General features: G+C 64.0%; 1 pseudogene. It reads right to left on the reverse strand.

Going from position 1 to position 456, the window contains the following annotated elements:
* Positions 1-295: 295 nt before the first annotated feature.
* Positions 296-456, reverse strand: a pseudogene (locus tag M1M07_RS32445) (GMP synthase (glutamine-hydrolyzing)); the annotation flags it as partial.

The raw sequence follows: 456 nt of genomic DNA on the forward strand, positions 1-456 counted from the left end.
GGCGAGCATCGATGGGTGGTCACGCTGTGAAGCAACGATTTCCCCGATGCCCTCAGGAAAGCTCATGAGCCGTCCAGAGCCGGCCCCCGCGACACAGGTACAAGTCCCCGGGGGCATTGATCGATCGGCTCGCTTCGCCCTTTGTCCGATCCCTGCGAATCGAAGCCGCCGGTGGATCAACGACGGGCTGACGGGTACGCCCGTCGATCCAGACATCGACCGGATCGGAAATCGACCGTCGGCTTTACCGCCAGCTTCTCCTGCTGGCCGGCGATAGGCTCCGAGGAACCCGGTTTCACTCCCACTCGATCGTCGCCGGCGGCTTGCTCGACACGTCGTACGTCACCCGGTTGATCCCGCGCACTTCGTTGATGATCCGTCCCGACACCTTCTTGAGCAGCGCGTACGGCAGCTCGGCCCAGTCGGCGGTCATGAAATCGCTGGTCTGCACGGCGC

This window comes from Rhodococcus sp. HM1, assembly GCF_023218075.1.
GTDB lineage: Bacteria > Actinomycetota > Actinomycetes > Mycobacteriales > Mycobacteriaceae > Rhodococcus.